Origin of the sequence: Acinetobacter sp. (genome assembly GCF_049284435.1) — a bacterium.
Taxonomy (GTDB): Bacteria; Pseudomonadota; Gammaproteobacteria; order Pseudomonadales; family Moraxellaceae; genus Acinetobacter.
Window position 1 is genome coordinate 1 of sequence record NZ_JBAPXX010000053.1, and the last position, 7,506, is coordinate 7,506.

Annotated in this window: 3 protein-coding genes; 2 read left to right on the top strand and 1 reads right to left on the bottom strand. The window is 42.5% G+C overall.

The annotated features are described in order from the left end of the window. Positions 1 to 903: RES domain-containing protein (locus tag WAK81_RS04640; RefSeq protein WP_422195877.1), on the top strand; the 903-nt coding region annotated here is incomplete at its 5' end. Positions 904 to 1,062: 159 nt separating this feature from the next. Here the strand turns inward: WAK81_RS04640 and metH are convergent. Further along, complete coding sequence (gene metH, locus WAK81_RS04645; protein ID WP_422195878.1) at positions 1,063 to 4,749, bottom strand: methionine synthase; 3,687 nt, start codon at positions 4,747 to 4,749, stop codon at positions 1,063 to 1,065. Between the two features lie 536 nt (positions 4,750 to 5,285). Here metH and WAK81_RS04650 point away from each other — a divergent pair. Next, positions 5,286 to 6,905 (top strand): inorganic phosphate transporter, encoded by a 1,620-nt coding sequence (locus tag WAK81_RS04650; RefSeq protein ID WP_422195879.1) that lies wholly within the window; start codon positions 5,286 to 5,288, stop codon positions 6,903 to 6,905. Positions 6,906 to 7,506 lie beyond the last annotated feature (601 nt).

The window sequence follows — 7,506 nt, forward strand, 5'->3', positions numbered from 1 at the left end:
GAGTATGAAGGTTGTGATAAAGAGTTTGAATGGGAAAGTATCCAAAAAAGTTTTAAACATGAATTTAGATTTTTCAACTCAAAACTAAAGGATTTTTTAGATCATACTTTCGAATACTTAATAAATGTTGGACGTATTAATGATTCACTTTTGAGTATTATCAGACCTAATACAATTTTATATAGAGGCAGAAGTTTTGATAGTCGTAAAGCTTTACTGAAAGAAATTAACGAAAATGATCTAGCAATTGAATATGAAAAAGAAAATGAAGAAATTGCAAAAAATATCAGAGATAAATTTGGATTAGTACCTGTGTTCCTAGCTAGTGATCAAAGAATGACACCTTTTGGAATTTCAGCTCTTTATTTATCTACAGCTAAAATGGCATGTGTTGCTGAAATAAGAGCTTTAGTTGGGCAATATGTTGGCATTGCTCAATTTTCTAATAGAGTAGAACTCAAATTATTAAATCTAAACAAATTAGCAAACGGTTTGTACCCTCATCATTTAGACGAAAACTATTTAGAAAAATTGGATGTTTATGTTTTTTTTAAAAAATTAATAGCAAATGTATCTAAACCAAAACTTGAAAGCGGAAAATTTGATTATTTAATAAGCCAATACTTTTTTGAGTATTTAAGAGTGAAATTTGGAAATCAAATTCATGGGATTTTTTTAAAATCAGTACAATTACCTTCTGCTGATAATATTATTTTATTTCCTGAAGTTACTAATGGGGGGATAGATAGCTCTATTTCTGCTGGCAATAATACGATTTATTTTTCATGGAATAAGGATTCGATGCTCGGCTTGAGTATTTCACAAGTTAAATCAATAGAAATTACAACTGAGATTGAATATATATCTCATCCACGAATGAGAGAATCATCCGATTGGATTTAATCCCTCCCAACCTCCCTTTAAAAAAGGAGGAGCTGTCACGTAATAAATTTGATACGTGAAAGTCCCTCTTTTTTAAAGAGGGATTTAGGGAGATTAAAAGATTTAAACAAAAAATCCCCTCACTCGAGGGGATTTTTTCTAATCTAAACTAGTAGATTTTTAAACCACAGAATCATCCAAATTCGGCGCTAGCCAACGTTTCGCTTCATCCAATGTCCAGCCTTTACGCTTCGCATAATCTTCCAGCTGATCGCCAGAGATTTTACCCACGTTAAAGTATTCAGTTTCAGGGTTTGCATAGTAGAAACCGCTGACTGATGAAGGTGGCCACATTGCAAAGCTAGAAGTCAGGTAAGTTCCAATCTTGTCGGTTGTACCTAACCAATCAAACAATGGCGCTTTTTCAGAATGCTCAGGACAAGCAGGGTAGCCCGGTGCAGGACGAATACCCACATACTTCTCTTTAATCAAATCTTCATTTGAAAGTTGCTCGTCTGCTTGGTAGCCCCAGAACTCTTTACGAATACGTTCGTGTAAGTGCTCTGCAAATGCTTCGGCAAAACGGTCACCCAAGGCTTGAACCATAATCGCGTTATAGTCATCACCTTTGGCTTTGTATTCTTGCGAAAGTTCTTCCGCACCAAAGATCGAAACCGTAAAGCCACCCAAGTAATCCTGAGCTACATCTTTTGGCGCAACAAAATCAGCCAGAGAGTAGTTTGCTTTGCCAGTCACTTTGTCAGATTGCTGACGTAAATGCTCGAAGCTGTGCGTTACATTGCCTGTTTCATCCACAACCGCAACTGTATCTGCTGCTACACGGTTTGCAGGGTAAATGCTAAACGTCGCACGCGCATCGAAACGTTTATTCTCGATGATGTCTTTCAACATTGCTTGCGCTTGTTCATACAAGTCACGCGCTGCTTCACCCACCACTTCATCTTCAAGGATTTTTGGGAATTTACCCGCCAAGCTCCATGAAATAAAGAATGGCGTCCAGTCAAAATATTCCACCAAGGTTTCTAAAGGATAGTTGGTGAATGTTTGTGAGCCAATGAAATTTGGTTTGACAGGTGCATTCTTGTCGAAGTCGATCTTAAAGCCGTTTTCAACCGATTCTTGATAAGACAATTTCGCCGCTTTCGGTTGCTTGTTCGCAAGACGGGTACGAATTTTTTCATAATCCGCTGCATAGTCAGCCAAAAGTTTTGGTTTCATCTCAGGAGAGAGCAACTGTGTTGCTACACCCACGGCACGCGAAGCATCCGCGGTATAAAGCACGCCATCATTATGATATTGCGGTGAGATTTTCACTGCGGTATGCGCTTTAGAAGTCGTCGCACCACCAATCATTAACGGAATGTTAAAGCCTTTGCGCTGCATTTCTTTGGCAACAAACACCATTTCATCCAGAGACGGCGTAATCAGACCAGATAAACCGATGATATCGACTTTTTCATCAATCGCAGTTTGCAAAATCTTTTCGCATGGCACCATCACGCCAAGGTCAACGATGTCATAACCGTTACAGCCTAATACTACGCCAACGATGTTCTTACCGATGTCGTGTACGTCACCTTTCACCGTAGCCAGCAGGATTTTACCTTTAGCTTCAGCTTGAGTTTTCTCGGCTTCAATGAAAGGGTTCAACCACGCCACAGCCTGTTTCATCACGCGTGCTGATTTGACTACTTGTGGCAAGAACATTTTACCGGCACCGAACAGGTCGCCGACCACGTTCATACCTGCCATCAATGGACCTTCAATCACATCTAATGGGCGTGTAGAGTTTAAACGTGCTTCTTCGGTATCCTGGTCGATATAAGTCGTGATGCCTTTTACCAATGCATATTCAAGACGTTTTTCAACAGACTCATTACGCCATTCAAGATTTTCTTCGGCTTTTTGCGTACCACTTTGACCACGGTATTTTTCAGCAACAGCAAGCAGTTTTTCGGTCGCTTCCTGACCGCTTTCACCCTGGTTCTGGTTTAAAACAACATCTTCAACGGCTTCTTTCAGCTCTTTATCGATGTCATCGTAAATCGCCATCTGACCGGCATTCACAATACCCATGGTCATGCCTTGCTGAATGGCATGGTACAGGAACACCGAGTGAATCGCTTCACGCACCGGTTCATTTCCACGGAATGAGAACGATACGTTCGACACACCACCAGAAATCATCGCATTTGGCAGGTTCCGTTTAATCCAGCCAGTCGCTTCAATAAAGTCCACACCATAGTTGTTGTGTTCTTCAATACCGGTCGCAATCGCAAAGACGTTCGGGTCAAAGATAATATCTTCAGACGGGAAGCCCACTTCATTCACCAGCACATCATAAGAGCGTTTGCAGATTTCTTTTTTACGCGCAGCAGTATCCGCCTGACCATCTTCATCAAATGCCATCACGATGACCGCAGCACCATATTGACGGCAGAGGTGGGCACGTTCGACAAACTCGTCATGACCTTCTTTCAGGGAAATCGAGTTCACCACGGCTTTACCTTGCACACATTTCAGGCCCGCTTCGATAATCTCCCATTTAGAAGAATCGAGCATGATTGGCACACGTGAAATATCCGGCTCAGAAGCAATCAGATTCAGGAAATGCACCATCGCACCTTGCGAATCGAGCATGCCTTCATCCATGTTGATGTCGATGATCTGCGCGCCGGCTTCAACTTGTTGACGGGCAACATCAAGCGCTTCGGCGAAGTTGTCTTCACGAATCAGACGCAGGAATTTTTTTGAACCGGTGACGTTGGTACGTTCACCGACGTTCACGAACAGTGAATCTTTGGTGATGTTAAATGGCTCTAAACCGCTTAAACGACAAGCCGGTTCAATTTCAGGAATTTGACGAGGGGTAATGCCTGCAACAGCATTTGCAATCGCGCGGATATGATCTGGCGTAGTACCACAGCAACCACCGGTAATATTAATTAAGCCACTTTCTGCAAATTCTTTAATGAAAGCGGCAGTTTCTTCCGGCGTTTCATCATAACCACCGAAGGCATTTGGCAACCCAGCGTTTGGATGCGCTGAAACAAAGGTATTGGCAACGTCAGACACGGTTTTCACGTGTGGACGCATCGCATCTGCACCAAGCGCACAGTTAAAGCCAATAGAAAGTGGCTCTGCATGGCGCATCGAGTTCCAGAAAGCTTCAGCGGTTTGACCAGTCAAAGTACGACCTGATGCATCAGTAATCGTACCTGAAATCATGATTGGCAGTTCATAGCCCAATTCTTTAAAGACTTCTTTCACCGCAAAGATGGCAGCCTTGGCATTCAAGGTATCGAACACGGTTTCGATCAGGATGATGTCTGCACCACCTTCGATCAAGGCTTTGGTTGATTCGATATAGTCAACTTTTAAAGCATCAAAGGTGATGTTACGGAACGCCGGATCATTCACATTTGGAGAAATAGAAGTGGTACGCGATGTCGGACCAATCACACCTGCCACAAAGCGTGGTTTTTCCGGCGTTGAATATTTGGCACAGGCTTCTTTGGCCAGACGCGCTGCTTCACGGTTAATCTCGGGAACCAGATCTTCCATGTGGTAATCCGACATTGAAACGCGGGTACCGTTAAAGGTGTTAGTTTCAATAATGTCAGCACCAGCTTCCAAGTAAGCTTCATGAATGCCTTGAATGATTTGTGGCTGAGTCAGTACCAGCAAATCATTATTACCTTTGAGATCATAGGCCCAGTCAGCAAAACGCTCACCACGATAATCGGCTTCTTCCAGTTTATGGCGCTGGATCATGGTACCCATCGCACCATCGATAATTAAAATTCTTTTGGCAAGAAGTTCTTTTAAAGTGGTAAGTGTAGACATTCAAACTTTCTCAGCAGAAATCAAAAAAAACGACGCTAATCTTAGCAGATTAGTTGGCTGATTTCTGCTGACATTGCTCAGAATGATGGATAAGCATGATATGAAAATTTGATAAGTCATCTAGAAAAACAACAAGTTTTAAAATCCGGAGCAGAAAATATTGCAATCTTGGATCTGATTCGATGTCTTTGAGGCAGGAAACAAAATCAGAAAATTCAGCTGATGCTTTCATTCATGAAATTGTCATATTGATGGCTTATGCTGTGCAAATGAAACTTTTGCTTAGCTTGATGACAGGCAGGGCTTAAATCGTTTTGGTAGCAAAATATGTTGAGTTTTTAAGCTTGAAGAAGCTGGAATCTTATCTTAAGTAAATGATTTATAAAATCAAAATCTAGTGTTTTAGTCGGAATTAAACAGGACGAATAGCAGCAAGAAAATCCAAATAATTGCTTCATATGACAGCAGTTTGTCATATAATTGTCACAATTTAACTGAACAATATGGGGATTCTTGAATCCTCTATTCCTGCTTGCATGAATCCTAATCAAACTCCCGTAGATTCAGCACACGGGTCGGCTTCCCAAAAGTCGACCAATGTTCATGTGCCCACACCGAAATTTTTTATGCCGGTGTTCCTGACTCTTATTATCACTACGCTGATTTATATCGGCTTCCAGTTGTCTGCAGATTTAGCGCATGTACCGGCCTTGGGCTTGTATTCAGTTATTTTGTTAGCGACGGCACTTTTTATTGCGTTGAGCTTTGAGTTTGTCAATGGCTTCCACGATACCGCCAATGCTGTGGCAACGGTCATTTATACCAATGCACTTTCTGCTCCTGTCGCAGTGATGTGGGCCGGCTTCTGTAACTTCCTTGGGGTTATGGTCGCCAGTGGTGCGGTCGCTTACGGCATTATTGCGTTATTGCCGGTCGAGCTGATCATGAATGTCGGCTCCGGAGCAGGCTTTGCCATGGTTTTTGCCATGCTGATCGCGGCAATTCTGTGGAATCTGGGAACCTGGTTCCTCGGTATTCCGGCATCCAGTTCACATACCCTGATCGGTTCGATTCTGGGTGTGGGCATCATGAACTATATTCTGAATGCCGGTACTGGCGCTTCAGGTATAGACATGGAGCAGGTGATGAAAGTCGGTAAGGCGCTGTTATTTTCGCCTTTAATCGGCTTCGTATTTGCTGCGATTGTGTTCCTGCTGGTGAAAAAAATCTTCAAGCGTCAACTGGAACTGTTCCAGCCACCTGAAGGTAACAAGCCACCACCACCATTGATTCGTGCCATGCTGATCTTCACCTGTACTGGGGTGAGCTTTGCCCATGGTTCAAATGACGGTCAAAAAGGTATGGGTCTGATCATGCTGATCCTGATTGGCTGTGTACCGTTAGCGTACTCGTTGAACAAGAATCTGGATGCCCAGCATATTCAGTCTTTTGGCCAGTTGTCGGCACAAACAGCCGATGTGATCTATCCAAATCATCAGGATATTCCGGATGAGCAAGCCCGTGCTGTCATCACCAAGTATATCCAGACCAAGGAAATTACCCCTGAAGTCATTCCGGCACTGGCAAGTTTGACGGATCATCTGGGTGAGAAAGTAGCTAGCTACAGCAACATTAAAGATGTGCCTGAAGCTCAAGTTTCTGAATTCCGTAACGACATGTACCTGAGCACAACCGCTTTTAAACGTCTGGATAAAGCAGAAGCTTTACCTGCGATGTCTGCTGCGCAAGAAAAAACGGTGGATAAATACCGTGATAATCTTGACTCATTCCTACAATATATTCCAACCTGGGTGAAAGTTGCAGTTGCGCTTGCACTGGGTCTAGGTACCATGGTGGGCTGGAAGCGTATTGTTGTGACCGTGGGTGAGCGTATTGGTAAAGAACATATGACCTATGGACAGGGCATGTCTGCCGAGCTTGTTGCGATGTCGACCATTGCTGCGGCAGATGGCTTCGGTATGCCAGTATCCACTACCCATGTACTGAACTCTGCAGTAGCCGGTACCATGGTGGCAAACAAGTCGGGACTGAATTTCCAGATGGTGAAAACCATTCTGTCTGCCTGGGTATTTACCTTGCCAGCGACCATCTGTTTATCAGGCGGTTTGTACTGGGTACTGTTAAAAGTGTTCTAAATTATTTAGACATAAAAAAGCTGCTCTAGAGCAGCTTTTTTTTATAGTTTATTTAAAGTTTAGAGATGTTCAAAAGAGAGTAGAGTCACGATTAAGGTGACAGGGGTGTCGCCGTTAGGCTGTGATATAGGGACATATCATCAGCTTAACAGAAGATTTTTGTTCCCTTGCGAAGTGCACTTCTCATCTTTCAAAAGTAAAGAAAAAAAGAAGCTATAAAATAGATCAACTTAAATCTGCCCAAAGCCCATTCATAAGAATTTGAATGATTGAAAGCCTAAATTAACCTCTCCCTAACCCTCACTTGCGCTTCATTTTAAAAGCGGTGCTTTAAAACTTGCTCAGGAGAGGGGACTACATTAATTATTCAAATAAAGAGAGTTTAATTTAAATAGTATTCATTTTATTAAAAAACGATATTTCTTTAGCTGCTTAATACTAAATTGAATCTATTGGGGGAACTCCCTCTCCCTTAGGGCATAGGTATCTACACAATTTCCGAGCTTTGCGTTAAATTGAAGAGCATGCTCTTCAATTTAACATCTCTGGTCTGGATCAGCGTCTTGTCAAACGCTATAACGGCCTTGTAAAACTCAATATG

Excerpts from the sequence above, each read along its gene's own strand:
- metH (WP_422195878.1), bottom strand. The coding sequence starts at position 4,749 with ATGTCTACACTTACCACTTTAAAAGAACTTCTTGCCAAAAGAATTTTA.
- WAK81_RS04650 (WP_422195879.1), top strand. The coding sequence starts at position 5,286 with ATGAATCCTAATCAAACTCCCGTAGATTCAGCACACGGGTCGGCTTCC.